The organism is Dactylosporangium sp. NPDC051541, from assembly GCF_044454505.1.
Lineage (GTDB): Bacteria > Actinomycetota > Actinomycetes > Mycobacteriales > Micromonosporaceae > Dactylosporangium.
In genome coordinates this window covers 526,772-552,267 of record NZ_JBITDU010000001.1, presented here as the reverse complement: position 1 = coordinate 552,267, position 25,496 = coordinate 526,772, and the positions used below count along the sequence as shown (strand labels likewise).

The following is a 25,496-nucleotide window of genomic DNA, read 5'->3' as shown; positions in this document are numbered from 1 at the left end:
GCCCGTTTCGCCGGCGATCGGCCGGACGTTCTCACGCCCGCGATCGCAGGGCCCTGGCCAGGAACGCGACGTTGGCCGGGCGCTCGGCGAGGCGGCGCATCATGTACGCGTACCACTGCGTCCCGTACGGAAGGTAGACCCGCACGGTGTAGCCCAGCCGGGCGAGGCGCAGCTGCTCCTCCGGCCGCACCCCGTAGAGCATCTGGAACTCGAACTCGTCGGGCGAGCGCTCGTACCACTTCGCACGGTCCTCCCCGATGCCGATCAGCCGCGGGTCGTGGGTGGCCGCCATCGGGTAGCCGTCACCGGCCATCAGCACGTTGAGGCAGCGCACGTAGGACTTGTCGACGTCGAGGCGGGTCTGGTAGGCCACCGACTCGGGCTCCTTGTAGGCGCCCTTGCACAGCCGGACCCGGGAGCCGGCGACCGCGAGCTCCCGGCAGTCGGCCTCGGTGCGGCGCAGGTAGGCCTGCACGACGGCCCCGGTGGTCGGGAACTCCCCACGCAGCCGGGCCAGCACTTCGAGGGTCGAGTCCGTCGTCGTGTGGTCCTCGGCGTCAAGCGTCACCGTGGTGCCGGACTCGCTGGCCTTGGCGCAGATCGCGCGGGCGTGCTCGTAGGCGACCTTCTCGTCGAAAAGCTGGCCGAGCGCGGAGAGTTTGAGGCTGACCTCGGCCGCCGGGGTCAGCTCGGCGGCGTGCAGCGCGTCGAGGATTTTCAGGTATTCGTCCCGGGTCGCCTCGGCCTGGTGGGGATTGGTGGTGTCCTCCCCCAGATAATCGATCGTGACGGCGAGACCGTCGGCGGCCAGCTCGCGGGTGCGCTGTAGCGCGTCCTCCGCGTGCTCCCCGGCAATAAATCGGCGCACAATACTGCGGCTGACCGGGGCGGTTTCAACGAGCCGCTCGACCCTGTTGGAGCGGGCGGCGGCGAGGATGACCGATCTGAGCATGTGCCGAGCGTAAACAGAACTCACGATGTCCGGTGACGCGTGGTCGCCACTGTGGCATTTCTTGACTACCTTGGTCGGGTGGACTTCGACGCGTATGCGCGGACCGCCGTCGACATCGTCAACGCGCCGCTCGAAAGCATGCAAGATCTCGCCGCACTCTTCGGCGAGGACAGTTGGCAGACCGCCGAGGCGACGGAGCGCGATCTGGTCGCACTCCGCCGTGCCCGCAAGCGGCTGCGCGAGGTGTTCGAGCACGGGTCCTCCGGCCGGGATGTCGCGGCCGTCGCGGAGCTCAACGCGCTCCTGGAGGCATACCCGATGCAGCCTCGCATCTCCGGTCACGACACCCACGACTGGCACATGCATGTGACCGGCCGGGGCTCGTCGGTGAGCTCGGAACTCCTGGCCGGCGCGGCCTGGGGCCTGGCGGTGTGGCTGTGCGAGCACGGCAGCACCCGCTTCGGCGTGTGCGCCGACGAACGCTGCGGCAACGTCTACCTGGACACGTCCTCGAACTGCTGCCGCCGGTTCTGCTCGGAGCGCTGCGCGACCCGCTCCCACGTCGCCGCCCATCGCGCCCGCAAGCGCGCCGCGGAGACCAGCGCGCCGCTGGCGGGTGAAGCCGATCGAGCGGTCGTGACCGCATAAGTCGCGGTTACGGCCGCATAAGTCCTGGAAAACGCCCCGGCGCTGGTCTCTTCGGCATATCTTGCGTCTTGTGGTTCGCTTTACCGCGCGTCCGCGATTGGGACACGCGGGGTAGGGCGATGCGGTGCCGATCCCTCCCACGGATCGGCCCCCGACACCGGGTTCATCACCGGATCACAACGCCCTACGAAGGAGAAACAGCACCATGGCCCAGGGAACCGTGAAGTGGTTCAACGCTGAGAAAGGCTTCGGCTTCATCAGCGTGGACGGCGGAAGCGACGTCTTCGTCCACTTCTCTGCCATCGAGTCGGACGGCTATCGCAGCCTCGACGAGAACCAGCGCGTCGAATTCGAGATCAAGCAGGGTCCCAAGGGCCCCCAGGCGGAGGCCGTACGCAAGATCTGACGTTGACGTTTCCAAAAACGGCCCCGGCTGCCCAGCACGTCAGGGCCGTTTTTCATGCCACGGGCACGGCCAGGTGCTGGCGGGCGAACCGCAGCGACTCGGCCAGGTCGGCCTCGCGCTCGGCGCGGCTGCCGGCCTTGCGGGTGCCGACCTCGACCGCGACCGAGCCGGTGAAGCCGCGCGCGTCCAGCGACGACAGCAGCTGCGCGCAGGGCATCGTGCCGCGGCCGGGCACCAGGTGCTCGTCGCGGGCCTTGCCGGAGCCGTCGCCGAGGTGGACGTGGGCCAGGTTGCCGGCCATGGTGTCGGCCAGCGCGATCGCGTCGGTGCGGGACGCGGCGCAGTGCGACAGGTCCAGCGTGTAGGCGTCGAAGCCGGTCAGGGTCGGGTCCCAGCCCGGCGCGTAAGGCACGAACTCGCGGCCGACGCCGCGCAGCGGGAACATGTTCTCCACGGCGAAGCGGATGCCCGGGAACTGCCGGCCGAGTCGCAGCAGGCCGGAGGAGAAGGTGCGGGCGTAGTCGCGCTGCCACGCGAACGGCGGGTGCACGACGACGACGTCGGCCTCGAGCGTGCGGGCCAGCTCGGCGGCCATGCGCAGGCGCACCCACGGGTCGGGGCTCCACACCCGCTGGGTGACCATCAGGCAGGGCGCGTGCACGGAGCGCACCGGCACGCCGTAGTGCTTGACCAGCCCGGCCAGCGCGCCGGCGTCCTGGCTGACCGCGTCGGACCAGACCATGACCTCGACGCCGTCGTAGCCGAGCTGGGCGGCCATCTCGAAGCCGGCCGCGGTCGGCTCGGGGAAGACCGAGGACGTGGACAGCAGGACCGGAACTTGGCGACTCACACAACCAGGCTAGCCCCGATCACCCAGCGCCTCTCGTCGATCAACTCGATCAGGCGGACTCGAGCACTTCCAGGCGGCGCAGAATCACTCCTTCGCGCAGCGCCCACGGGCAGATCTCGACCTCGTCGATGCCCAGCGTCCGCATCGTGACCTCGGCCACCACCGCCCCGGCCAGGATCTGGTGCGCGCGGCCCGGGCTGACCCCGTCGATCTCGGCCAGGGCGGCCGATGGCATCCGGCGGATGAAGGAGAGCACCTGGTGCAGGCCGGTGCGGGTGAGCCGGCGGACCACCCGCGGGCCGGCGCCGGACGGGGCGGCCCCGGCCAGGCGGGCGAGGGTGCGGAAGGTCTTCGAGGTCGCGACCGGGCGGTCCCACCCGCCCTCCAGGAGGCGCTTGGCCGATTTGTGCAGTTCGGTTTGGGCGTACTCGCACAGCTCATCCACGGACGAGGCGGAGGGCGGGTCGCCATGCAGCCGCTCCCGGGTCAGCCGCCCCGCGCCGAGCGGCACCGAGAACGCCACGTCGGGCTCCTCGTCGATGCCGGCCGCGAGCTCGAGCGAGCCGCCGCCGATGTCCATCACCAGCAGCCGCCCGGCCGACCAGCCGAACCAGCGGCGCACGGCCAGGAACGTCATGATGGCCTCGGCCTCGCCGGAGAGCACCTGCAGGTCGACGCCGGTCTCCTCGCGGACGCGGCGCAGGACGCGGGCCGAGTTCTTCGCGTCGCGCACCGCCGAGGTGGCGAAGGCCAGCAGGTCGTCGGCCTCCAGCCGGGCGGCGGCGGCGCGGGCCTGTTTCACGGCCGCGACGAGGCTGTCGGCCCCGGCTTTCGTGAGGTCGCCGTCCTTGCCGATGCGCTCGGCCAGGCGCAGCTCGGCCTTCTGGGAGTAGGCCGGCCAGGGGTGCGCACCGTGGTGGGCGTCGACAACCAGGAGGTGCACCGTGTTGGAGCCCACGTCGAGCACGCCGAGTCGCATGGTCAAACGGTATCCGCGTGGGGTTTCGAAGGCATGCGCAGCACGGCGTACGCTTCGTCAAATGGACATCCACGTCGCGGTCGAGGTCGACGGCCTCGAAGAGCCCGAGCCGCGCGATCTCGAAGTGAGCCTCGACTTCCCGCGCGAGTGGATCGAGTTCACCGACCCGGCCGACGCCGATCACCTCATCCGGGCCGACCTGACGTGGCTGCTGTCCAACTGGACGTGTGTATACGGCAACGGCTGCCACGGGATCATCGAAGGCCGGGCCGAGGAGGGCTGCTGCTCGCACGGCGCGTTCTTCACCGATGATGACGACCAGGAGCGGGTGCGGGCCGCGGCGAAACGGCTGAGCCCCGAGCACTGGCAGCATTACCGGCGCGGGTTCAAGCGGTACACCGAGACCGACACCATCGACGGCAAGAACAAGGCGCTGCGCACGGCCACGCGGGCCGGCGGCGGCTGCGTCTTCCAAAACGATCCGGGCTTCGCCGGCGGTGGCGGCTGCGCCCTGCACGGGCAGGCGCTGCGCGACGGGGTGCATCCGCTGGAGTACAAGCCGGACGTCTGCTGGCAGCTGCCGGTCCGCCGGGACCAGGACTGGCGCAAGCGGCCCGACGACACGAAGGTGCTCGTCTCCACCCTCGGCGAGTTCGACCGGCGCGGCTGGGGCGAGGGCGGCCACGACCTGCACTGGTGGTGCACCTCCTCGCCGGAGGCGCACGTCGGGGCCAAGCGGCTCTACCAGGAGTACGAGCCGGAGCTGACGGCGCTGATCGGCAAGCCCGCCTACGCGCGGCTGGCCGAGCTCTGTGTGGCCCGGGCCGAGCAGGGCATGATCGCGGAGCACCCGGCCACGTCCAGCTCCCGGTCACTGAAGCTCATCCCGATCCGGCCCGTCTGAGTCGGCGCGGGACCGGGCCCGGCGGGCCCGGGCGACGAGGGAGTAGCCGACGGCCATCAGCGACAGGCCGATGAGGATGCTCGGCAGCAGCATCGGCCAGCGCGACTGGGTGAAGGCGGTATACGCGGAACTGACCGCCAGCAGCAGGCCGACGACCATCATGAGCATGCCGGCCGGGCCGGTGTTGAAGCTGCGCACCAGGGAAAACGCTACGGCAGCGAGGTGTGTCGGGCGTCCGTAGTCCTCAAGTCTCGCCCGGGTGAGCCGAAGGTCCCGGCGTGACGACCCTGCCCGCGATCAACGCTCTGGTCGACGTGGTGCTGATGGACGGTGAGGCCTATCAGTCCCGCGTCGAGGACATGAGCGGCAAGCGCCTGACCGTGGCCGCGCCGTTCGGCGTCCAATCCGCCGATCTGCCCAAGGTCGGCGTCTCGATGGAGCTGGCCTGGGTGAACGGTGACCGGCGGCAGGCCGTCGACGTGCGCCTCGTGGAACTCAGCCGGGAGCAGCCGCCCCGCTGGTCACTGGAGGCGGTCGGCTCGATCCGGCTGCAGACCCGGCGCAACTACGTGCGCGGCGGGGGCGGCGAGTGGGTCGAGGTGGTCCACGGGGGCACGACGTACCAGGGCCGGATCATCGACCTGTCCGAGGGCGGCGCGCGGTGCCGGATGACGGAGGACCGCTTCGAGCGCGACGACCGGGTCGACGTGAAGGTCTCGCTGGAGACCGAGACGATCACCCTGCGCGGGACCGTCCTGTTTGTCCGCCGGGATCACGAGAACGCCACCTACGACGTGATCATCACGTATGAGTCGACGGAGCTGATCGGCCGCGCGATCCGCGGTTACGTCCTGCGCCGGGAGATGGAGGAGCGCAGGCGCAACCGCGAATCGGTGGCAAATGCCGGGTAGGCCTAGGGCTCGAACTTGTAGCCCAGGCCGCGCACGGTGACGATGTAGCGCGGCGCCGACGGCTCCGGCTCTATCTTCGAGCGCAGCCGCTTGACGTGCACGTCGAGGGTCTTGGTGTCGCCGACGTAGTCGGCGCCCCAGACGCGGTCGATCAGCTGGCCGCGGGTGAGCACCCGGCCGGCGTTGCGCAGTAGGAGCTCGAGCAGCTCGAACTCCTTCAGCGGCAGCTGGACGGCGTCGCCGCCGACGGTCACCACGTGCCGGTCGACGTCCATGCGCACCGGGCCGGCCGAGAGCGTCGGCGGGGCCAGCTCGCCGACGGCGTCGACCTGGCGGCGCAGCACCGCGCGGATGCGGGCGACCAGCTCGCGGGGCGAGTAGGGCTTGGTGACGTAGTCGTCGGCCCCGATCTCCAGGCCCACGACCTTGTCGATCTCGCTGTCCCGGGCCGTGATCATGATGATCGGCACGTTGGACTTCTGCCGCATCTGCCGGCACACCTCGGTGCCGGACATCTCCGGGAGCATGAGGTCGAGCAGGACGATGTCCGCGCCGGTGCGGTCGAACTCGGTCATCGCCTCGGTGCCGGTCGCCGCGATCGACACCTCGAAGCCTTCGCGGCGGAGCATGTATGACAAGGGATCCGAGATGGACTCTTCGTCCTCGACCACGAGTACGCGCGCCAACGTGCTGTCCTTTCGTAGCTGCCGGGGAGCCGCACTGCGCTGCGAACCGCGGGTGGTAGGTTGCTGTTGCGTAACGATCATGGGGCCCCTCCGATCTCAACTGACGGTGGTAGCGCCAGCGCGGCCTCTGTCGGACGCGAAGGCAGCCGCAACGTGAACGTCGAGCCAACTCCTACGGCACTGGTCACCGTCACCCGGCCGCCGTGGTTCGTTGAGATGTGCTTGACGATCGCGAGTCCGAGCCCGGTGCCGCCGGTGGCCCGGGAGCGCGCCCGATCGGCGCGGTAGAACCGTTCGAAGATCCGGTCGATGTCCCGGGGCTCGATGCCGATGCCCTGGTCGGCCACGGCGATCTCGACGTAGCCGTTGTCCTCGGCGACGGTCACGGTGACCGCCGTGCGCTCCGGCGAATAGGCGATCGCGTTCTCCACCAGGTTGACCACGGCGGTGACGAGCTGGTTCTCGTTGCCGTAGACGGTCAGCCCGCGCACGCCCTGGAAGCGCAGCTCGATCTCCTTCGCCGAGGCCGGGGTCTTGGCCCGGTCGAGCACCTCGACGGTGATCTTGTCGACGTCGACCGGCTCCGGCTCCGGCAGCGGCTCCGCGCCCTGCAGCCGGGACAGCTCCAGCAGCTCCGAGACCAGCCGGCCCAGGCGCGACGACTCGTGCTTGATCCGCTCGGCGAACCGGATGGCGGCCGCCGGGTCCTTGTCGGTCGCGTCCAGCAGCGCCTCGGCGAGCAGCTGCAACGCGCCCACGGGCGTCTTGAGCTCGTGGCTGACGTTGGCCACGAAGTCGCGGCGCACCCGGGCGACCCGGTGCGCCTCCGTGACGTCGGCCGCCTCGATCGCGACCCGGCCGTCGTCCAGCGCGACCGCGCGGACGTTGACCCCGAGCGGCTCACCGTGAGTCAGGCGCGGCAGGTCGAGCTCGACGACGCGGGTGATGCCGGTGCGGCGGACCTGACCGGCGAGGGTGCGCACGATCGTGTGCGCCTCGTCGGTGGGGGCCGCGCCGCCCACCTGCCGCGGCCGGACCAGACCCATCTCGCGGGCGGCCGCGTTGGCGAGCACAGGCTTGTCGCCCTCGTCGAGGACGAGGACACCGACCTGCAGCGCGTCGAGGATGTCGGTCATCGCCGGTCCCTCGGCTCTCGGCTGCCGGAACTTCCAATCCACGACTCGATGGTAGGAGACCCGTTACCGCATCCAGTGTGCACCGAGGCACGAATCGGGCTCATGTGGCCCAGTGTTCACCCTGGTGGTTGCCATTGTTCACTGGATGCCCCGGGGTCTGGCCATACGGTGAGGGTCACAACGATGGGAGCACTATGCGCGACGAATATCGGGCCGATCTTCTGCAGGTCAATAAACTGCTCGTCTGGATGTCCGAGGCCGTCCGCGCGGCGATGAGCCGGGCCACGAACGCCCTGCTCAACGCCGACCAGACGGACGCCGAGGAGGTCATCGCCCGCGACGCCGAGGTCAAGGCCCTCTACCGGCTGGTCGAGGACAAGGTCTACGACCTCTGCGCCCGCCAGGCGCCGGTCGCGTCGGACCTGCGGCTGCTGCTGACCGCCCTGCACCTGGCGGCCGACATCGAACGGATGGGCGCCCTGTCGGTGCACGTGGCCAAGGCCGCCCTGCGCCGGCACCCGGCCCGGGCCGTGCCGGAGCCCCTGGTCGCGACGTTCGAGCAGATGGGTACCGTCGCCGACCGGATCGCCGGCAAGATCTCGACCGCCATCTCGAAGCTCGACGTGGTCGCCGCCGGCCAGCTCGACCGGGACGACGACGCGATGGACAAGCTGCACACCGGCCTGTTCGCGATCATGTTCGCGAACGGCTGGTCCGAGGGGACCGAGGCCGCGGTCGACAGCGCGCTGCTCGGCCGCTTCTACGAGCGCTACGCCGACCACGCGGTCAACGCCGGCCAGCAGGTCGTGTTCCTCGTCACGGGCGAGGCGCTGGGCAACCGCGAGGCCGCCGAGTAAAGCAACGGGGCCGGCCTTTCCGCAAAGGCCGGCCCCAGCAACCTTTACCGCCCCTGGTTCGCCACCGCGGCGGCCGCCTCCTTGGCCGCCTCCGGGTCCAGGTAGGTGCCGCCGGCCGTGATCGGCTTGAGCGCCGCGTCGAGGTCGTAACGCAGCGGGATGCCGGTCGGGATGTTCAGCTTGGCGATCGCCTCGTCGGAGATGCCGTCGAGGTGCTTCACCAGGGCCCGCAGCGAGTTGCCGTGCGCCGCCACCAGCACCGTCTTGCCGTTGAGCAGCTGCGGCACGATCTGGTCGTACCAGTACGGCAGCATCCGGGCCACGACGTCCTTCAGGCACTCCGTCTTCGGCCGCAGCTCCGGCGGCAGCGCCGCGTAACGCGCGTCACTCGCCTGCGACCACTCGTCGTCGTCGGCGATGGCCGGCGGAGGCGTGTCGTAGGAGCGGCGCCAGAGCATGAACTGCTCCTCGCCGAACTCCTGGAGGGTCTGCTTCTTGTCCTTGCCCTGCAGGGCGCCGTAGTGCCGCTCGTTGAGCCGCCACGAGCGCTGGACGGGAATCCAGTGCCGGTCGGCCGTGTGCAGGGCGATCTCGCTGGTGCGGATGGCACGGCGCAGCACTGACGTGTGCACCACATCCGGCCGCAGACCGGAATCACGGATCAGCTCGCCGCCCCGCCGGGCCTCGGCCTCTCCCTGGGCGCTGAGGTCCACGTCGACCCAGCCGGTGAACAGGTTCTTGGCGTTCCACTCGCTCTCACCGTGCCGCAAGAGCACCAGTGTCCCGACTTCACTCATGAAGACAATCCTCCCGCACCGAATGCCTTCGACATCACGGGGCATCAGGTGTAAGGATGCGAGACCGTGCCAGTCATTACGGGGAAACAGCGGTTGCCGAGCCAGTTCTGGGTGCTGTGGACGGCCACGCTGGTCAACCGGGCCGGCGGCTTCGTCGTCATCTTCCTGACGATCTATCTGACCACCCAGCGCGGCTTCAGCGCGGGCGCGGCCGGTCTGGTGATCGGCCTCTACGGCGTCGGCGGCGCGATCGGCGTCACCGCCGGCGGGCACCTCGCCGACCGCTGGGGCCGGCGCCCGGTCGCGCTGCTGTCGCTGTTCTCGTCGGCGGCGATCCTGCTGGCGCTGGGCCTGGCCCGCGGCCCGGCCGAGATCATGGGGGCGGCCCTGCTGCTCGGCGCGGTCACGGAGGCCGCCCGCCCGGCCCTCGGGGCGATGATCGCCGACATCGTGCCGAGCGCGGACCGGATGCGGGCCTTCGGCACCTACTACTGGGCGATCAACCTCGGCTTCGCGGTGTCGTCCGCGGCCGCGGGCTTCGCAGCGAAGGCCGGCTACTTCACGCTCTTCGCGGCCGACGCGGCCACCACGGCGGCCGCCGGCCTCCTGGTCCTGTGGCGAATCCGGGAGACGAAACCGGACGTCACCGAGCACGCGGAGCACGATCGGGGCAGCTTGGCGACCGTGCTCAAGGACCGGGTGTTCCTCGGGTTCGTGGCCTGCAACCTGCTCATTGCCCTGGTGATGCTCCAGCACATGTCGATGCTGCCGCTCGCCATGATCGACGACGGCCTGCCCAGCGAGACCTTCGGCCTGCTGATCGCCGTCAACGGCGTGCTGATCGTGGCCGGGCAGCTGTTCGTCACCAAGATCCTCGGCCGGCGGCGGCCGGCGTATGTGATGCCCGTCTCGGCCGTGGTGCTCGGCCTCGGGTTCGGGCTCACCGCGTTCGCGCACACGCCGCTGCTGTACGCGGGGACGATCGTCGTCTGGACCGCCGGCGAGATGCTCAACGCGCCGTCCAACGCGGCCCTGCTGGCCGGCCTCTCCCCCGTCTCGATGCGCGGCCGCTACCAGGGCTTCTTCAGCCTGAGCTGGCAGGGCGCGTCGTTCCTGGCGCCCACGCTCGGCGGCCTGGTGCGGGACCGGTTCAACAACACCGCGCTGTGGCTCGGCTGCCTCGGCGTCGGGCTGGTGGCCGCCGCCTGGAGCCTCGCCGCGGCCCGGGCCCGGGACCAGCGGGTGGCCGCATTGACGGAGCGAGAAGTGGATAAGATCGCAACTGTAAGGACGGTTAACTAAAAAGGGACAACAGCACGTGCGCACTTGGTACCGCACCACGATCGGCGGGCTCCCGAAGCTCTACTGGTACCTCTGGACCGGCATGCTGATCAACCGCGTCGGCGGCTTCGTCGCGCTGGTCCTGTCGCTGTACCTCACCTCCGCCCGGCACCTGGCGCTCCCGGTGGCCGGTCTCGTCGTCGGTGTGTACGGCATCGGCGGCATCGCGGGCGTCCTGCTCGGCGGGGTCTTCGCCGACCGCTGGGGCCGCCGACCGACCCTGCTGCTGGCCCACTTCGGCGCCGTGGCCGTGCTGTGCGGGCTGATCGTGGCCCGGCCCATCCCGGCGATCGCGGTCCTGGCCGCCCTGCTCGGCCTGATGCACGCCATGCCGGGCCCGGCGTTCGTGGCCGCCATCGTCGACGTGACCCCGGCCGACGACCGCAGCCGCGCCTTCAACCTGCAGTTCTGGGCGTTCAACCTGGGCATGGCGGTCGCCTCGGTGCTGGCCGGCGCGCTGGCCGAGGTGAGCTTCACGCTGCTGTTCGCCGTCGACGCGGCCGGCACCCTGCTCACCGCGCTGCTCATCCTGTGGAAGGTCCGGGAGACGCGACCGGCGACCCGGGTCCTCACGAACAAGAAGGGCCTGCACACGGCCCTCACCGACCGGGCGTACATGCTGTTCGTGGGGCTGTCGCTGCTGCTGGCGGTGGTGAGCACGCAGACGTCGACGATCCTGCCCCTGGCCATCACCGGCGACGGGCTGCGGCCGTCCGTCTACGGCTCGGTGGTGGCGTACGCGGCCCTGCTCATCGTCGTCGGCCAGCTGTTCATCCCGCGGCTCATCGACCGCTGGCGCAAGGGCACCGCCCTCGCCGTCGCCAACGTCTTCCTGGGTTTGGGCTTCGCCGCCGTCGCCCTCGCCGACGGCGTGGCCGGGTATCTCGCCGCCGCGACCGTGTGGACCGCCGGCTCGATGATCGCGGCGCCACCGAACGCCGCGGTCATCGCCGAACTGTCCCCGGAGGCGCTGCGGGGGCGGTACCAGAGCGTGTTCTATCTGACGTTCCCGGCGGCGAGCTTCATCGCGCCCGCGGCCGGCGGGGTCAGCCTGCAGTACCTCGGCGACTGGCACTGGATCGTGTGCGGCGCGCTCGGCCTGGTCGCGGCGGCCGGCCACCTGCTGATCCAGCCGGCCCGGGAACGCCGGGTGGCGGCCGAACAGGCGGCGCTCGCGGCCGACGCGGAGTTTGCCACGCCGATCGCCGGGTAGGGCCGCCGTCGTGGACGGTTTGTCGGCGACGCTGGAGCCCGCCTCGACGGAAACGGTCGTCATCCGGCTCGCCGGCATCCTCGACCTGGCCACGCGGGAGCAGGTGACGGAGGCGGTCCGGGCCGTCCTGCCCGCGTTCCGCCCGGACGCGCTGGTGCTCGACCTGGACGCGGTGACGCTGCTGGACTCGGCCGGGATCGGCGCGCTGGTCGGCTGCTGGAAGCTGGCCGCGGGCGCCGGGTGCACGCTGCGGCTGCGCAACCCCCGCCCGCTCGCCTACGCCCAGCTGGAGATCACCGGCCTGACCGAGCTTTTTCTCTAGAGCGTGCCGTCGTACTTGGCGGCGCCGCTGACCGTGCCGTCGCCGCGCAGCCGGGACTTGGCCGCGGTGTCGCCGTACAGGCCGTAGCGGAACAGGTCGATCATCGACTTGCTCACGGCGGTGCCGGCCGCGTTGGTGCTCCACAGGCCGGCGCTGTGGTCACCGCCGACGAGCGTCAGGAGGCCCTTCGGCCAGGTGGTGCTGTCGAAGAGCGATTTGCCGCTGGTGTACGGCACGGTGCCGTCCGCGTCGCCGTGGATGAACAGGACCGGGGTGGCGGTGCCGGTGAACTTGCCGCCCATGGAGCCCCCGGCGACGATGACGGCGCCTTTGAGCCGGGCGTCGCGGGTGTTGCCGGAGAGCAGCCCGGCGGTGGTGTACCCACCGGCGGAGTGGCCGCCGGCGCCGACGTGGGCGGTGTCGATGCGGCCGTTGAGCGGGGAGCCGGCCTGGGTGTCGAGCTTGAGCACCTCGGTGATGACGGCGGAGGCGTCGGCGGGCTGATTGGCCATGTCGTTCTGGTTGAACGGGTTCGCCTTGTCGTTGGTGAACGGGTAGGCGGGGGCGGCGACGACGAACCCGGCGGCGGCGAGCTTCTGGGTGACGCCCGCGTAGCCCTCGGGCGAACCGTGCAGTCCGTGGCTCCACAGCACCAGGGGGTAGCGGCCGGCGGCCTTCGGATACCAGACGACGGTCCGCAGTGTCCGTCCCGCCCTGGTGAACGTGAACGTGCTGCTGGTGGTGGCGAAGGTCTGCGCGGGCGCTTTGCCGGAGTTCGCGGCCGGCGCGGTCGTGGTGGCCGCTTTGGCCGACGGCGTGGTCCCCTGAGCCGCCAGTCCGGCGTTGGCCCCGGGCTCTTCGGCCGCCGCCGCGAAACTTTCACCGGATGCGGAAGGGGACGGGTCCGGGGACGCCCCATTCGCGGCCTGAGTGCCGCAGCCGGCCAGCGTGCTCAGCAAAAGGGCGGCGATCAGCAGACGCCTAGGCATGCGAGGAAGTTACGGGCTTCGCACGGCCCGCGTCTTTACGCCGGGCTTAAGTTTCGAGCCGCGAAACCAGGCTCGTACCGGCGGCAGCGGGTGCGTGCACCCCCAGTCCACTGCACCCGCTATGTGCCGCCGGTTTGCGATGACACGCCCCGCCCGGACATGTCACCGCGAGTGGGCCTTGCGGCCCGGAACACCCCCGCCGCTCCCCAACTTCAGGAATCGCCGGATCCGTCACCGACGTTACGCGGCCCGCGTTTCTTGCGCCAAGATGAATGGGCTGTCGGCTCGCTCACATGCTTGAAATAATTGAAAACAATCAAAATGCTGGAGCCGGCGCGCCCCGCCGGGCCGGCTCCGCGCTACGCGGGTCGATTGACGAAGTCCGTGAAGGCGCGGAGGTTGTCGAGCGGCTCGCCGCGCTTCACCCGCCACTCCCATTCGCGGCGGATCGCGGAGCCGAAGCCGATCTCCAGCATCGGGTCGAAGCTCTCGTCGGCGTAGGTCAGCACGGCCCCGAGCAGCCGGTCGAGCTCGGCCTCGGTGATGGCGTGCAGCGGCAGCTTGCCCATGAGGTAGACGTCGCCGGCCTGGTCGACGCTGAAGGCGACCCCGTACATGCGGGCGTTGCGCTGCAGGAGCCACTCCCACAGCGCCTCCCGGTTCTCGTCGGGGTGGCGCATGACGAACGCCTCGACCCGCAGCGCGTGCTCGCCGATGATCAGGTTGCAGTTGGTCTTCTGCTTGTGGGTGCCGGGCAGCGTCACGACGTACGCGTTGTCGCCGGTCTTCTCCCAGGGGATCTCGCGCTCGGCGGCGACCTGCTCGATCAGTGCGGAAATCTCAATGGTCAAACTCACGCGGCCACAACCTCCCGATGGAACTCCAGCGCGTCACGGTATGCGGCCAGCAGCCCACTGGCCGTGTGCGCCCACGAGAACTCGCGCGCGTGGCGGACCGCGCCGAGCGACATCGCCGCCCGCCGGGCCGGCTCGGCCAGCAGCGGCCCGAGCACGGCCGCCCAGTCGGCCGGCTTGTGCGTGTCGACGAGCACTCCGGAGACACCGTCGCGGACCGCGGTCACCAGGCCACCGACGGCCGCGGCGACGACGGGGGTACCGCACGCCTGCGCCTCGATCGCCACCAGCCCGAACGACTCGTTGAAGCTGGGCACCGCGACGACGTCGACGGCCCGGAACAGGTCGGCCAGGGCGTCGCGCGGCTGCGGCGGCAGGAACCGGACGATGTCGGCGATCCCGAGATCCGCCGCGAGCTCCATGAGCGCCGTTGGCCGATCCAGGCCGGAGCCGCTGGGGCCGCCGCAGATGACGACCAGCAGCTTCGGGTCGGTGGCGCGCAGCTCGGCGGCCGCGCGCAGCAGGACGTCCGGGGCCTTGAGCGGCTGGATCCGACCGGCGAAGGCGACCACGTGCGCGTCCGCGGGCAGGCCGAAACGGGCCCGGGTGGCGAGCTTGCGGTGCGGCCGGGGCACGAACCGGTCCAGGTCCACGCCCGGCGGCACCACGCACACCTTGCGCGGGTCGGCGCCGTAGAGGTCGATGAGGTCGGCCGCCTCGGCCGGGGTGTTGGCGACCAGGCCGTCGGCCGCGGCCACGACCTGCTCCTCGCCGATGACGCGGGCAATCGGCTCGGGCTTGTCGCCGTCGGCCAGCAGCTGGTTCTTGACCTTGGCCAGGGTGTGCGCGGTGTGCACCAGCGGCACCCCCCAGCGGTCCTTGGCCAGCCAGCCGACCTGCCCGGACAGCCAGTAGTGGGAGTGCACCAGGTCATACCAGCCGTAGGGCCGGGCCGCCTCGGCGCGCAGCACGCCGCCGGTGAACGCGCACAGCTGGGCCGGCAGGTCCTCCTTGGCCAGGCCCTCGAACGGGCCGGCGATGATGTGCCGGACGAGCACGCCGGGGGCCATCTCGACGGTCGGCGGCAGCTCGCTGTTGGTGGCCCGGGTGAAGATCTCCACCTCGACGCCGGCCCGGGCGAGCCGCTCGGCAACTTCCACGATGTACACGTTCATCCCGCCGGCGTCGCCGGTGCCCGGTTGCTCCAGTGGCGAGGTGTGTACCGAGAGCGTCGCCACCCGCCTCGGCAGGGTACGGCGGGACTGCGGGGTATGGCCGTGCAGCGAATCGACCCGCGCCACGTCGTACTCCTGTCTGTTGCCAACGGGTTACATCTTCCCAACCGTCCATGTTCCCTCGCACCGGGCCATGAACCCACCGTTGCGTTGGTCACTGCGCCACAGGCAACTTCGTGCAGGATGGCCACATGTCTACTCGTATCGCCGTCGTCACCGGCGCGTCCAGCGGCATCGGTGCGGCCACCGCCCGTCGTCTCGACGCGGAGGGCTTCCACGTCGTAGCCGTCGCCCGGCGGAAAGAAAAGCTTGACGAGCTGGTCAGCGCACTGAAGACGGCGTCGTTGTTCGTCGGGGACGTGACGTCCGATTCGTCCGTTGCCGCGCTCGCGGAGTTCGTCGGGAACATCGACGGTTCGGTGGAGCTGCTGGTCAACAACGCGGGCGGGGCGATCGGCGCGGAGACGGTCGAGAACGCCGATCTGTCCGACTGGCAGTGGATGTTCGACGTCAACGTGCTCGGCACCGTCCGCGTCACCAAGGCCCTGCTGCCCCTGCTCGAGCGCTCCGGCCGGGCCACGGTCGTGGTGCTGAGCTCGACCGCCGGGCTGGTCGTCTACGAGGGCGGCGGCGGGTACACGGCGGCCAAGCACGCCCAGACCGCCGTCGCCGAGACCCTGCGCCTGGAGCTCAGCGGCCGCCCGATCCGGGTCGTGGAGATCGACCCCGGCATGGTCAGGACCGACGAGTTCGCGCTCAAGCGGTTCGAGGGCGACGCGCAGAAGGCCGCCGCCGTCTACGCCGGGGTCGCCGAGCCCCTCGTCGCCGACGACATCGCCGACTGCATCGCCTGGACCGCGACCCGCCCGCACCACGTCAACATCGACCGGCTCGTCGTGCGCCCCCTCGCCCAGGCCGCCCAGCACAAGGTCCACCGAGTCCTCGAGTGAGGCCGGTCGGGTCGATCACGCGCGGGACGACGAACCCCAACCGCCTGCGCCGGGTCGACAACTGGATTGCCGCGACGCTCGGCGGGGTGCTCCGCCGGGCGCCGGACCCGCTCGTGGTCGACCTCGGCTACGGCGCCTCGCCGATCACCGCGATCGAGCTGCACGCGCGGCTCGGCGTCCCGGTCGCCGGCCTGGAGATCGACCCGGCCCGGGTGGCCGCCGCCCGGCCCTACGAGACCGCGGGCCTGCGCTTCCGCCTGGGCGGCTTCGAGCTGGCCGGCCTGCGCCCGACCCTGGTGCGGGCGTTCAACGTGCTGCGGCAGTACGGCGAGCAGGATGTCCCGGCCGCGTGGAGCGCGATGACGGCGACCGGCGCGCTGCTGGTCGAGGGCACCTGCGACGAGCTCGGCCGGCTGGCCGCCTGGGTGCTGGTCGCCCCGGCCGGCCCGCGCACGCTCACCCTCGCCAGCCGCCTGGCCACCCTGGACACGCCCGGCACCCTGGCCGAGCGCCTGCCGAAGGCCCTCATCCACCACAACGTCCCCGGCGAGCGCATCCACGCCCTCCTGGCCGACCTCGACGCGGGCTGGCGGGCGGGCGCCCCGCTGTCGGTGTTCGGCCCGCGGCAACGCTGGCGGGCGGCGGTGGAGGCGGCCCGATCCGCGGGCTGGCCGGTGCTCGACCGTCCCGCCCGCTGGCGTCTCGGCGAGGTGACGGTCCCCTACTCGGCCGTCGCGCCTTAGGCCTGTTCACAACTGCGGCAGGGCTGCGGCGGGCCCAGATCCCTTGCCCAGGCCGGTCCAGCGACGCTCCGCAGGCCGGTCCGCCCCAGGCGCTGCGCACACAGCCCGGTAGCCCGGTTGTGAGCAGACCTAAATCGCGCAGTTCACGAGCACCGGCTCCGGGTGCAGCGTCACCCCGAAGCGGCCCTCGACCCCGGTGCGGATGGCACGAGCCAAATCCAAGAGCGCTTCGGTGGTACCGCTCCCGCGGTTGGTCAGCGCCAACGTGTGCTTGCCGGACAGGGACACCCCGCGGGTCAGGTCGCCGTGGCCCTTGGCGAACCCGGCCCGCTCGATCAGCCAGGCCGCGCTGAGCTTCACCGAGTCGCCGGCGGGCCACGACGGCGGGGTGCCGAACTCGGCGGCCAGGGCGCGGACCCGCTCGAAGTCCGCCGCCGGGACGACCGGGTTGGTGAAGAAGGAGCCCACCGACCACGTGTCCGGATCGGCCGGGTCGAGGACCATGCCTTTCCCGGCCCGCAGCTTCAGCACCGCCGAGCGGACCTCCTCGAGCGGGGCCGTGGCGCCCGGCTCGACGCCGAGGGTCCGGGCCAGCTCGGCGTAGGCGACCGGGGTCGAGCGGTCCGAGACCCGCAGCCGGAACGTCACCGCCAGCACCACGAAGCGCGCGTTGTGTTTGAAGACGCTCGTGCGGTACGCGAAACCGCACTCGGCCGCCGGAAGCGTCACGATCTCGTCCCGGTCCCGGTCGAAGACCCGCACCTCGCTGATGGTCTCGGCGACCTCCTGGCCGTAGGCGCCGACGTTCTGGATCGGCGTCGCCCCGGCCGAGCCCGGGATGCCCGACAGCGACTCGACACCGGACCAGCCCCGCGAGACCGCCGCCGCGACCACCTCGTCCCACGGGTGCCCGGCGGCGACCGTCAGGCTGACCACGCCGTCGCGCACGTCCGTGTGGATGCCGCGGGTCCGCAGCAGCACGACGGTGCCCGGGTAGCCCGCGTCGGCCACCACGACGTTGCTCCCACCGGCCAGGATCAGCTGATCACCACCGGTCCGCAGGGCCTCGAGGGCCTGCTCCTCCGTGGTCACCTCGATCAGGCGGCCGGCCGGGCCACCGAGGCGCAAAGTCGTGAACGCGGCGAGCGTGCGGGGTTCGGGCACCGCACCAGAGTAAGCGGTGCCCTAATCTAGTTCGCTATGAGCAAGCCTCAGCTCACCAAGGACCTCTGGCTGACCGCCCTGCGCACCGAAGGCGACGCCTTCCGCACCGCGCTGAGCAACGGCACGCCGCTCGACGCGCCCGTGCCGAGCTGTCCGGGCTGGAGCCTGGCCGACCTCGCGTGGCATGTGAGCCAGGTCTACTCGTTCGTCACCGGACACGTCGCGCGCGGCGTCCTCGACAAGCCGGCGGACCGCGCCACCGACCCGCTGCCCGAAGGGGTCGACGCGGTGACCGCCTGGACCGACGCCTTCACCGAGCTGGTGGCGACGCTCGACGCCGTCGACCCGGAGCTGCCGGCCTACAACTTCGCGCCCCAGGCGAAGAAGGCCTCGTTCTGGCACCGGCGGATGGCCCACGAGACGACGATCCACCGCTGGGACGCGCAGATGGCCGGTGGCCTCGCCGAGCCGATCGAGGCCCGGCTGGCCAGCGACAACGTCACCGAGGTGCTCGACACCTGGATCCCGTCCGGGCGCCGCAGCGGGCCGGCCGACCGGGCCGGGATGATCGCGCTGCACGCCACCGACACCGATCAGGTGTGGTACGTCCGGCTGCGCGGGGCCGGCATCGCCCTGCTCGACACCGACACGCTGCTCGACTCGGACGAGCACCACGAGCGGGCCACGGCCAGCGGCAGCGCCAGCGACCTGGCCCTGGCGTTGTGGGGCCGGGTGCCGTTCGACACGCTGCTGGTCAGCGGGGATGCGACGCTGTTGCGGGGCCTGCTGGCCTGACGCCGTTCTCGATGTTCAGCCCGAGCGTGCGGCGGGTGAGCAGCGTCGCGCCGGTCACCGCCGCGGGGATGACGATGATCGCCACGACCGGGATCAGCAGCAGCAGGAAGACCGGGATGCCGAAGCCGAGCGTCAGCGCCCGGTTGGCCCGCAGGATCTTGCGGCGGTCGGCCAGGCGCATCCCCCGCCGGGTGAACGGGACGCCGGTGAGCTCCAGCGCGATCAGCCAGCCGCCGACGAGCGCGTTGAGGACCGGCACGACGGTCTGCCCGACGACCGGGATGAAGCCCATCAGGAACAGCGGGATCGCCAGCACCACGCCGAACGCGACCAGGCGGAGCGAGTCGGCCAGGCTTGGCCACAGCGTGCGATACCAGGGGCGATCGACGGCACCGGGAGTACCCCCGAGACTGTCTTCGATTTTTTCCGAAATGGTCTCGTAGAACGGGTCACCGATGAGCAGCGTGAGCGCGGTGAAGGTGAGCACCGAGAGCAGGACGGCGACGATGAGGATGGCGGCCCCCGCGCCGACCTCGATCAGCCCGCGCCAGAAGCTCGACCAGTCGTCGGCGAACCACGTCGCCGCGTTCGCCAGGTCGTCGATGTAGATGATCAGGAAGACCCACGCGGTCGCGAACAGGGCGAAACTGATCGCGGCCGGGATCGCGCCGAGCAGCAGCAGCTTCGGGTTGCGCCCGTAGCGCGCGAACCCCTTGCCCAGCAGCCGCACCCCGGCGAAGAACTCGGAACCCGTCGACTTCAGCTGACTCACGGCTTGGCAGCCTACCCCGGCACGATCTTGTTCTTGTACGCATATGCGACAGCCTGGGCCCGGTCCCGGCCACCGATCTTGGCCAGGAGGTGATTGACGTGGCTCTTCACGGTGCCCTCGCTGATGTGCAGCCGGGCCGCGATCTCCCCGTTGCTCAGCCCGCCGGCGATCAGCGCCAGGACCTCGACCTCGCGCGGGGTGAGGCCGTCGTTGTCGCGCGGCGGCGGCTCGTGCAGCGCGTTGAGGACGTGGTGCTGCACCGCCGGGTCCAGCGCGGCCCCGTCCCGCCGCACCCGCTCCATGGCCGCCAGGATCTCCTCGCCGCCGGCCTCTTTCGTGAGGTACCCCCGCGCACCGGCCCGCAGCGCCTCCAGCACCGACCGGTCATCGGAGTAGGTGGTCAGCACCACGACCCGGACCTCGGGCGCCCGCTGCTTGAGGCGCCGGGTCGCCTCGACCCCGTCGACCCGCGGCATCCGCAGGTCCATCAGCACGATGTCGGGCCGGAGGCGGACCGCCAGCTCGACCGCCTCGCCCCCGTCCGCGGCCGCCCCGACGACCTCGACGTCCGGCAGCAGCCCGAGCACGAGCGCCAGCCCCTCCCGCACGACCCGCTGGTCGTCGGCGAGCAGGACCCGGATGGTCACGCCGGCACTTCCAGCACGACCCGGAACCCCTTGTCCGTCGGCGTCGTCTCCAGCACGCCGCCCAGGAGCTCGGCCCGCTCCCGCATCCCGGTGAGCCCGTAGCCGGCGCCCGCGCTCACCACCGCCGCCCGCACCCCGAAGTCCTCGACGGTCAGCCGCACCCTGGCCGGCTCGTACTCGAGCCGGACGGTGACCAGCGACGGTTCGGCGTGCTTGGCCGCGTTGGTCAGGGCCTCCTGGGCCACCCGGTAGACCGCCATCCGGGCCGGCGACTCCAGCTCCCGCGCGTCGCCGTCGACGGTGAAGTCGCACCGGACCCCGTGGTCGTGCGCGAACGACCGCGTCAGCTCGGCCAGGTCCGGCAGCTCGTCGTCGCGCAGCAGCCCGATCGCCCGCCGGGCCTCGTCGAGCCCGGCCCGCCCGAGCTGCTGGGCCCGTTCGAGGGCGGCCGGGAGCCGGGGGTCGTCGGGCGTCCGCACGGCCAGCATCCGCGCCCCTTCCAGCTGCAGCATCAGCCCGGTCAGCGAGTGCGCGAGCACGTCGTGCATCTCCCGGGCCAGCCGCTGCCGCTCCGAGAGCCGCGCCGCCTCGGCCTGCGCCGCCCGCCCCCGCGCGAGCTCCTCGACGAGCTGTTCGGCCTCCTGGTTGGCCTCGGCCAGCCGCAGCGCGAAGACCAGCATGCCGTAGAACGCCCCGACCATGAGCGCGTCGAGCAGCGAGTCGACGAGCGAACTCCCGTTGTGCGCGGAGGCCACGGCGACGGCGAGCAGGATCAGCGCGACGACCGCGATGGGTATCGACACGTGCCCGCGCAGCAGCGGCGCCAGGAACGAGATGCCGACGAAGATCCCGGCGACCGCCGCCCCGTCCGGCTGCAGCCAGGTCAGCCCGGCCGAAGCGGCGAGCAGCACTCCGACGAACGCCAGGTGCGCCTTGGCATTGCCGGTCGTCGTCACCACGGCCCCGACCCCCGCTACGACGAACACCCCCAGCGCGACCAGCACCGGGAGCCCGTCCGCGGCCAGCGCCGGCCGCGGCCGCGACGTGCAGGCCGACCAGACCACGACGGCCATGACGAGCGGGGCCAGGGGCTGCAGCCAGCGAACGACCGCCGCCCGCCGGGCCCGGGCCGTGTCCAGGGTGGCCAGCGCCTCGGAGCTCATCCCCTCATTCAACCGGCCCACCGCCGGCCCGGCATCCACCCGAGGTTAGAGATCGCCGCTCTACCCCGGCGCCGATGCGGTTGAGCGACCCGGTTCGCCAGGCTGACCCCATGACCCGAACCCCCCGCCTGTTCGCCGCCGGTTACCTGGCCCTGAGCCTGGCCGCCCTGCTGTTCGCCTACGCCCTGCGCCACCACCCGGCGCTGGTCACCGACGCCGTGTGGGTCCGCGGCACGATCGTCGTGGCCAGCGCCGCCGTCTGCAACATCCTGGCGCTGCGAGGCGACACCCGCCGCCTGCGCGTCATCGCCATCGTCATGTGCGTGGCGATCGCGGTGGTCGTCTCGATCCCGGGCCTGTTCCCGGCCTGGATGCGCGTCGAACAGTTCCTGTGCGGCCTGCTCCTCCTCGGCGTCGTGCTGACCCTCCCCCGCAAGACCGAGCCCGCAGCCCGGTGACGCCGGGTCAGGACTCGGCCAGGCGGCGGAGGGCGCCGCGGACCACCTCGGGCTTGGTGGTGTACCAGAACGGGGGGAGGGACTTGCGCAGGAACGGGCCGTAGCTGGTGGCGTGCTCCAGGCGCGAGTCCAGGACCGCGACCACGCCCTTGTCGCCGCGGGAGCGGATCAGCCGGCCGACGCCCTGAGCCAGGCGGACGGCGGCGATCGGGACGCTCACGGCGGCGAAGCCGGAGCCGCCGGCGGTCTGCACGGCGTCGGAGCGGGCCGCGGACAGGGGCTCGTCGGGGCGGGGGAACGGGAGGCGGTCGATGATGACCAGCTGGCAGGCGTCGCCGGGGACGTCGACGCCCTGCCACAGCGACATGACGCCGAGCAGGCAGCTGTTGCGGTCCTGGCGGAACTTGCGGACCAGGATCGGCAGCGCCTCCTCGCCCTGGACGAGGATGGTGATGCCGGGCGTGCGCAGGCGCAGGACCTCGGCCGCCCGCTCGGCCGCCTTGCGCGAGGAGAACAGCCCGAGGGTGCGGCCGCCGAGGGCCTGCACCAGCTCCACCATCTCGTTGGCGGCGGGCTCGGTCAGCCCGGACGACGCGGGCCGCGGCAGGTGGGCGGCGACGTAGAGGATGCCCTGTTTCGCGTAGTCGAACGGCGAGCCGACGTCGAGCGAGCTCCAGGCCAGGCCGGCCGTGTCGCGGGCCTCGTCGGCCCGCACGACGGTCTCGCGGGCCTGCTCGGCCGGGGTGCGGGCGGACGGCGGGCGGTCGGCGTTGACCGGCAGGCCCAGGGAGCGGGCCACGGTCTCGAACTGGCCGCCGAGGGCGAGGGTGGCCGACGTGGCCACGACGGTGCGGTCGCTGAACAGGTGGGAGCTCAGCGTCCCCGCGACCGAGAGCGGCGCGATGACGACGGCGCGGCGGCCGCGCTCGTCGCGCTCGATCCAGATGACGTCGTGCTCGGCGTTGGCCACCATCCGTTGGGCGGTCTTCACCAGGTCGCCGAGGATCGTGCGGGCCTGGGTCTTGCGCACCGGGTCGGCGTCGTCGGCGCGGACCTCGCCGATGGCCTCGACCGCCTTGCGGCCGCCGGCGTCGAGGAGGGTGAGGGCCTCGGCGAGGACCGTCGGCAGCTCGCCCACGATCCGGCCCGCCGGCACCTCGGCCAGGGCCACGGTGAGCAGGTCGCCGGCCTCCATGAGCCGGTCGGCCACGTCGTCGTCGACATAGGCGCGGCACCGCCGGGCGGCCCGTTCCAGGGTCTCCGGGGTCAGCTCGGCCTGGGAGGCGGAGCTGACCCGGTCGGCCAGCTCGTGGGCCTCGTCGACGACCAGCAGCTCGTGCGGAGGGATGATCTGCCGGCCGGTGAGCATGTCGACGGCGAGCAGGCTGTGGTTGGTCACGACGATGTCGGCCTCGCGGGCCCGGGTGCGGCTGGCCTCGGCGAAGCACTCGGCACCGTAGGGGCACCGCTGGGCGCCGACGCACTCGCGGGCCGGCATGGAGACGAGCTTCCAGGCCGAGTCATCCACGCCCGGGTCGAGCTCGTCGCGGTCGCCGGTCTCGGTCTCCTGGGCCCACTCGCGCAGCCGCTCGACGTGCTTGCCGAGCCGGCCGGCCTCGCCGAGCCACTTCGTGGGCTTCGCCTCACCCAGGTCGAACAGGCCGTCGTCGGGCTCGTCGGCCGAGGTGCCCTCCAGCCGGGCCAGGCACAGGTAGTGGTGGCGGCCTTTGAGCACGGCGAAGGTCGGCCGCTTGCCCAGGACCGGCTCGACGGCGTCGGCCAGCCGCGGGAGGTCGTGGTCGACGAGCTGCGACTGCAGCGCCAGCGTGGCGGTGGAGATCACGACGGGCCCGTCGACGAGCAGCGACGGGACGAGATAGGCCAGCGACTTGCCCGTGCCGGTGCCCGCCTGCACGAGCAGGTGCTCCTCCTGCTCCACCGCGGCCGTGATCGCCTTGGCCATGCTCTGCTGCCCGGGCCGCTCCGCGCCGTCGGGCACCGCTCCCACGGCGGCCGCCAGCAGATCAAGCACTTCGGGGCGAGCGCGTCGAGTGTGGGGGGAGGCTGTCACGGGCAGGAGGCTACTCCTCGGGTACGACAAATCCGTCCCGAGAACCCGCTCTCGGTACCGTGGCGTCATGGAACGCGTCAGGGTCGTCTACCGCAAGTACGACGGCTCGCTGCACTGGAACTACGAGACCGACCGGCTGGGCGAGGACGAGCACGGCATCTGGGTCGGCGCCGGCCGGAGCACGCGAGTCTTCAAGGGAACCACCCTGAAGGGTGGCCCGGAGTCACCCCACGTGCTGCTCTTCCCGCGCCAGGCGTGGTGGACGGCGTGCTTCAACGCGGCACCCCACCGCACCGAGATCTACTGCGACATCACGACGGTCGCCCACTGGCCGTCGGCGACCGAGGTGACCGCGATCGACCTGGACCTGGACGTCCGGCGCCGCCGCGACGGCCCGGTGGAGCTGCTGGACGAGGACGAGTTCGCGGCTCACCAGGTCCGCTACTCCTACCCGGCCGACGTGGTGCTGGCCGCCCAGTCCAGCGCCGACTGGCTGATGGGCGCGGTGGAGCAGCGGGTGGAGCCGTTCGGGTCGGCGTACCACGAGTGGCTGAGACTCGTCAGCTAAAACGCCTCGCACGAATTGTGCATTAAGTACCATTTTGGTATGGACAATGCCCTGGCGACCGTTGCCGCCGGCCTGGCCGGACTGGCCGCCTGCGGCGCGATCGGCGCCGTCGCCGCCTCCCGGCTCCGCCGCGGCCGGCCGTACCTCGCCAACGGGCTCTTCGTCGCGCTGGACGGCCCCGTCGACCCGGCCGCCGCGGCCGCCCGCGCGGGCTTCGCCGGGGTCGAGGTCGGCGTGCGGGTCGACGCCGACACGACCGCTCCGACGCTGCGGCTGACCTGCGCCATGCCGCCGGGCGAGCCCGCGCCCACCTTCGACCAGGCCGTGCTCACGCCCCTGGCCACCCGGGTCGCCACCAACCCGCTCGGGCGCGTGCACGCCCGGCGGGCCGAGCCGTTCCTGCTCATGGTCCGGGCCGAGCCGGAGCCGGACCCGGAGACCGGGATCGCCCAGGCCACCGGGCAGGAGTACGAGACCCTCGACCGGCTCCTGCGGCCGCACGCGCGGATCTTCACCCAGTTCCTCGGCGGGCGGGTCATCCCCGGCGCGATCACCGTCGTGCTCACCGGCCCGCACTGGTCGCGCGCCGACCTGCTCGGGGCCTACGAGCGCTACGCGTTCCTGGAGGGGCGCTTCAGCGACCTCGAGCCCGGCGGCCTGCCGGTCGGCGTCGCACCGCTGGTGACCGAGCCGCTCGCGGAGCGGCTCGGATTCGACGCCCACGAGGAGTGGCCGGAGTTCCCGGCCGAGGCCCGGCACATTCTGCGCTCCCTCGTGCGGGCCGCGCACGCCGACGGCCGGCGTGTTCGTTTCGCGGATGTACCCGAAACACCCCGCCGGGTCCGCAACGCATTCTGGCGGGAGCTGCGGGCCGCCGAGGTCGACGTCATCGCCGGCCGGAATCGCGGCGCTCTCGGCCGTTTCCTGCGCCGGCCCGTGCCCCGGACCTACAAACACCGTGCGGCATCGGTCCGATACGCGCCGACGCCGGAAACGAATTCAAGGTAAACGTAGAATGAACGCGCAGCGTGCGAGGGATCTCACGGCGACGTCTCAGTGTCGAGGGCCTTAACATTCACGCTTTA

The 25,496-nt window shown here is 71.7% G+C and carries 28 protein-coding genes and 1 pseudogene; 14 read left to right on the top strand and 15 right to left on the bottom strand.

Annotated elements, in window-relative coordinates:
• Positions 1-31: 31 nt before the first annotated feature.
• A complete protein-coding gene (locus ACIA8L_RS02585) occupies positions 32-952 on the bottom strand; it encodes a proline dehydrogenase family protein (RefSeq protein WP_395899644.1) in 921 nt (306 codons plus the stop codon).
• A 78-nt stretch (positions 953-1,030) separates the two neighbouring features.
• Here ACIA8L_RS02585 and ACIA8L_RS02580 point away from each other — a divergent pair, with 78 nt between their 5' ends.
• The gene (locus ACIA8L_RS02580; protein WP_395899643.1) at positions 1,031-1,600 is read left to right on the top strand and encodes a CGNR zinc finger domain-containing protein; all 570 of its coding nucleotides are present in this window, start codon (positions 1,031-1,033) and stop codon (positions 1,598-1,600) included.
• A gap of 205 nt (positions 1,601-1,805) precedes the next feature.
• A complete protein-coding gene (locus ACIA8L_RS02575; RefSeq protein ID WP_223100955.1) occupies positions 1,806-2,006 on the top strand; it encodes a cold-shock protein in 201 nt (66 codons plus the stop codon).
• A gap of 52 nt (positions 2,007-2,058) precedes the next feature.
• On the opposite strand, the gene ACIA8L_RS02570 is transcribed toward ACIA8L_RS02575, so the two are convergent.
• Together ACIA8L_RS02570 and ACIA8L_RS02565 are read right to left on the bottom strand one after the other, a co-directional pair.
• The gene (locus tag ACIA8L_RS02570; RefSeq protein WP_395899640.1) at positions 2,059-2,856 is read right to left on the bottom strand and encodes a sugar phosphate isomerase/epimerase family protein; all 798 of its coding nucleotides are present in this window, start codon (positions 2,854-2,856) and stop codon (positions 2,059-2,061) included.
• A gap of 49 nt (positions 2,857-2,905) precedes the next feature.
• On the bottom strand, positions 2,906-3,835 hold the full coding sequence (locus tag ACIA8L_RS02565) for a Ppx/GppA phosphatase family protein (RefSeq protein ID WP_395899638.1): 930 nt from the start codon (positions 3,833-3,835) through the stop codon (positions 2,906-2,908).
• 61 nt (positions 3,836-3,896) lie between these two features.
• On the opposite strand from ACIA8L_RS02565, the gene ACIA8L_RS02560 reads away from it, so the two are divergent.
• On the top strand, positions 3,897-4,739 hold the full coding sequence (locus ACIA8L_RS02560; protein WP_395899636.1) for a hypothetical protein: 843 nt from the start codon (positions 3,897-3,899) through the stop codon (positions 4,737-4,739).
• On the opposite strand, the gene ACIA8L_RS02555 is transcribed toward ACIA8L_RS02560, so the two are convergent.
• Positions 4,707-4,937, bottom strand: a complete 231-nt coding sequence (locus tag ACIA8L_RS02555; RefSeq protein ID WP_395899634.1) for a hypothetical protein — start codon at positions 4,935-4,937, stop codon at positions 4,707-4,709. The genes ACIA8L_RS02560 and ACIA8L_RS02555 overlap by 33 nt on opposite strands.
• Positions 4,938-5,017: 80 nt before the next feature.
• On the opposite strand from ACIA8L_RS02555, the gene ACIA8L_RS02550 reads away from it, so the two are divergent.
• Positions 5,018-5,650, top strand: a complete 633-nt coding sequence (locus tag ACIA8L_RS02550; RefSeq protein ID WP_395899632.1) for a PilZ domain-containing protein — start codon at positions 5,018-5,020, stop codon at positions 5,648-5,650.
• Positions 5,651-5,652: 2 nt separating this feature from the next.
• Here ACIA8L_RS02550 and ACIA8L_RS02545 read toward each other — a convergent pair whose 3' ends face one another.
• Together ACIA8L_RS02545 and ACIA8L_RS02540 are read right to left on the bottom strand one after the other, a co-directional pair.
• Positions 5,653-6,336 (bottom strand): winged helix-turn-helix domain-containing protein, encoded by a 684-nt coding sequence (locus tag ACIA8L_RS02545; protein ID WP_395899630.1) that lies wholly within the window; start codon positions 6,334-6,336, stop codon positions 5,653-5,655.
• A 77-nt stretch (positions 6,337-6,413) separates the two neighbouring features.
• Positions 6,414-7,460, bottom strand: a pseudogene (locus ACIA8L_RS02540) (sensor histidine kinase); the annotation flags it as partial.
• A gap of 206 nt (positions 7,461-7,666) precedes the next feature.
• Between ACIA8L_RS02540 and phoU the strand changes: the two are divergent.
• Entirely contained in the window at positions 7,667-8,329 is a 663-nt protein-coding gene (gene phoU, locus ACIA8L_RS02535; protein ID WP_395899628.1) for a phosphate signaling complex protein PhoU, read from the top strand.
• Between the two features lie 44 nt (positions 8,330-8,373).
• Here the strand turns inward: phoU and ACIA8L_RS02530 are convergent, their stop codons facing one another.
• The gene (locus ACIA8L_RS02530; RefSeq protein ID WP_395899626.1) at positions 8,374-9,126 is read right to left on the bottom strand and encodes a phosphoglyceromutase; all 753 of its coding nucleotides are present in this window, start codon (positions 9,124-9,126) and stop codon (positions 8,374-8,376) included.
• Positions 9,127-9,192: 66 nt separating this feature from the next.
• Here ACIA8L_RS02530 and ACIA8L_RS02525 point away from each other — a divergent pair, with 66 nt between their 5' ends.
• From ACIA8L_RS02525 to ACIA8L_RS02515, 3 genes are read left to right on the top strand one after another with little or no spacing between them, the layout of a single operon-like run.
• Complete coding sequence (locus ACIA8L_RS02525) at positions 9,193-10,428, top strand: MDR family MFS transporter (RefSeq protein ID WP_395899624.1); 1,236 nt, start codon at positions 9,193-9,195, stop codon at positions 10,426-10,428.
• Positions 10,429-10,444: 16 nt separating this feature from the next.
• Positions 10,445-11,680: an MDR family MFS transporter gene (locus ACIA8L_RS02520; RefSeq protein WP_395899622.1), complete on the top strand. Its 1,236-nt coding sequence runs from the start codon at positions 10,445-10,447 to the stop codon at positions 11,678-11,680.
• Between the two features lie 10 nt (positions 11,681-11,690).
• Positions 11,691-12,002: an STAS domain-containing protein gene (locus tag ACIA8L_RS02515; protein WP_395899620.1), complete on the top strand. Its 312-nt coding sequence runs from the start codon at positions 11,691-11,693 to the stop codon at positions 12,000-12,002.
• Here ACIA8L_RS02515 and ACIA8L_RS02510 read toward each other — a convergent pair.
• The 3 genes from ACIA8L_RS02510 to mshA form a co-directional block, all read right to left on the bottom strand.
• Positions 11,999-12,991 (bottom strand): alpha/beta hydrolase family protein, encoded by a 993-nt coding sequence (locus ACIA8L_RS02510; RefSeq protein WP_395899618.1) that lies wholly within the window; start codon positions 12,989-12,991, stop codon positions 11,999-12,001. The two genes, ACIA8L_RS02515 and ACIA8L_RS02510, sit on opposite strands and share 4 nt — an antisense overlap.
• Positions 12,992-13,350: 359 nt before the next feature.
• Complete coding sequence (locus ACIA8L_RS02505) at positions 13,351-13,848, bottom strand: YbjN domain-containing protein (RefSeq protein ID WP_395899616.1); 498 nt, start codon at positions 13,846-13,848, stop codon at positions 13,351-13,353.
• Positions 13,845-15,146, bottom strand: coding sequence for a D-inositol-3-phosphate glycosyltransferase (mshA, locus tag ACIA8L_RS02500; protein WP_395899614.1), 1,302 nt, complete (start codon positions 15,144-15,146; stop codon positions 13,845-13,847). The genes ACIA8L_RS02505 and mshA overlap by 4 nt, the downstream gene beginning before the upstream one ends.
• A gap of 125 nt (positions 15,147-15,271) precedes the next feature.
• Between mshA and ACIA8L_RS02495 the strand changes: the two genes are divergently transcribed.
• Entirely contained in the window at positions 15,272-16,030 is a 759-nt protein-coding gene (locus tag ACIA8L_RS02495; protein WP_395899612.1) for an SDR family oxidoreductase, read from the top strand.
• A complete protein-coding gene (locus tag ACIA8L_RS02490) occupies positions 16,027-16,773 on the top strand; it encodes a class I SAM-dependent methyltransferase (RefSeq protein WP_395899610.1) in 747 nt (248 codons plus the stop codon). The genes ACIA8L_RS02495 and ACIA8L_RS02490 overlap by 4 nt, the downstream gene beginning before the upstream one ends.
• A gap of 129 nt (positions 16,774-16,902) precedes the next feature.
• On the opposite strand, the gene ACIA8L_RS02485 is transcribed toward ACIA8L_RS02490, so the two are convergent.
• Positions 16,903-17,937, bottom strand: coding sequence for a UDP-N-acetylmuramate dehydrogenase (locus tag ACIA8L_RS02485; protein ID WP_395899608.1), 1,035 nt, complete (start codon positions 17,935-17,937; stop codon positions 16,903-16,905).
• A gap of 36 nt (positions 17,938-17,973) precedes the next feature.
• Here ACIA8L_RS02485 and ACIA8L_RS02480 point away from each other — a divergent pair, with 36 nt between their 5' ends.
• A complete protein-coding gene (locus tag ACIA8L_RS02480) occupies positions 17,974-18,732 on the top strand; it encodes a maleylpyruvate isomerase family mycothiol-dependent enzyme (RefSeq protein ID WP_395899606.1) in 759 nt (252 codons plus the stop codon).
• On the opposite strand, the gene ACIA8L_RS02475 is transcribed toward ACIA8L_RS02480, so the two are convergent.
• From ACIA8L_RS02475 to ACIA8L_RS02465, 3 genes are read right to left on the bottom strand one after another with little or no spacing between them, the layout of a single operon-like run.
• Complete coding sequence (locus ACIA8L_RS02475; RefSeq protein WP_395899604.1) at positions 18,692-19,504, bottom strand: EI24 domain-containing protein; 813 nt, start codon at positions 19,502-19,504, stop codon at positions 18,692-18,694. The genes ACIA8L_RS02480 and ACIA8L_RS02475 overlap by 41 nt on opposite strands.
• Positions 19,505-19,515: 11 nt before the next feature.
• Positions 19,516-20,151, bottom strand: a complete 636-nt coding sequence (locus ACIA8L_RS02470; protein WP_395899602.1) for a response regulator — start codon at positions 20,149-20,151, stop codon at positions 19,516-19,518.
• The gene (locus ACIA8L_RS02465; RefSeq protein WP_395899600.1) at positions 20,148-21,314 is read right to left on the bottom strand and encodes a sensor histidine kinase; all 1,167 of its coding nucleotides are present in this window, start codon (positions 21,312-21,314) and stop codon (positions 20,148-20,150) included. The genes ACIA8L_RS02470 and ACIA8L_RS02465 overlap by 4 nt, the downstream gene beginning before the upstream one ends.
• Positions 21,315-21,424: 110 nt before the next feature.
• Between ACIA8L_RS02465 and ACIA8L_RS02460 the strand changes: the two genes are divergently transcribed.
• Positions 21,425-21,772: a hypothetical protein gene (locus ACIA8L_RS02460; protein WP_395899598.1), complete on the top strand. Its 348-nt coding sequence runs from the start codon at positions 21,425-21,427 to the stop codon at positions 21,770-21,772.
• 7 nt (positions 21,773-21,779) lie between these two features.
• Here the strand turns inward: ACIA8L_RS02460 and ACIA8L_RS02455 are convergent, their stop codons facing one another.
• A complete protein-coding gene (locus ACIA8L_RS02455) occupies positions 21,780-23,912 on the bottom strand; it encodes an ATP-dependent DNA helicase (protein WP_395899596.1) in 2,133 nt (710 codons plus the stop codon).
• Here ACIA8L_RS02455 and ACIA8L_RS02450 point away from each other — a divergent pair.
• Both ACIA8L_RS02450 and ACIA8L_RS02445 read left to right on the top strand, forming a co-directional pair.
• Positions 23,911-24,411 carry a DUF402 domain-containing protein gene (locus ACIA8L_RS02450; protein WP_395899594.1) on the top strand — a complete coding sequence of 167 codons (501 nt, stop codon included), beginning with the start codon at positions 23,911-23,913 and terminating at the stop codon, positions 24,409-24,411. The two genes, ACIA8L_RS02455 and ACIA8L_RS02450, sit on opposite strands and share 2 nt — an antisense overlap.
• 39 nt (positions 24,412-24,450) lie before the next feature.
• Positions 24,451-25,419 carry a hypothetical protein gene (locus tag ACIA8L_RS02445; protein WP_395899592.1) on the top strand — a complete coding sequence of 323 codons (969 nt, stop codon included), beginning with the start codon at positions 24,451-24,453 and terminating at the stop codon, positions 25,417-25,419.
• Positions 25,420-25,496: the final 77 nt, after the last annotated feature.